This is a genomic window from Arhodomonas sp. KWT (genome assembly GCF_010993615.1).
In genome coordinates, this window is record NZ_WNXE01001056.1 from 1 (window position 1) to 564 (window position 564).

Below are 564 nucleotides of genomic sequence, written 5' to 3' on the forward strand. Positions count from 1 at the left end.
GGCGGCGGAGGCGGCTGGCGCGGACGCGGTGGTCGCACAGGGTATCGAGGCGGGCGGGCACCGGGGCAATTTCGACGCCGGAGAGGACGAGGCCCTGGGGCTCATGCCTCTGGTGAGACGGCTTGTCGCGCGGCTGTCCGTGCCGGTGATCGCCTCGGGCGGGATTATGGACGGTCCGGGTATACGCGCCGTGCTCGCGCTAGGTGCCGTAGGGGCCCAGCTCGGCACCGCCTTCATCCCGTGTCCCGAATCCGCGGCGACGGCGGCCCACCGAACGGCGCTGCGGAGTGATTCCGCGGCGCGCACGGCCGTTACCCGGGCGATATCCGGGCGTCCGGCACGGGGGGTTGCCGGTGTTTTCCAGGATGAGATCGGGCGTTGCGACGACGACAGCGTCCCCGATTACCCGCTGGCCTACGATGCGGCCAAACAGCTCCATGCGGCCGCGAGGGCGGCGGGGAGCACAGCCTATTCCCCCAACTGGGCGGGACAGGGCGCGCCGCTGTGCCGGGAGATGCCGGCGGGGGTACTGGTTGCCCGGCTTGTACAGGAGCTGTTAACGGC

1 protein-coding gene is annotated in these 564 nt (G+C 71.5%); it reads left to right on the top strand.

The features are described from left to right. Nucleotides 1-564, top strand: a 564-nt coding sequence (locus G7A99_RS24125) for a nitronate monooxygenase family protein (protein ID WP_163144610.1), incomplete at both ends; no start/stop codon positions are given.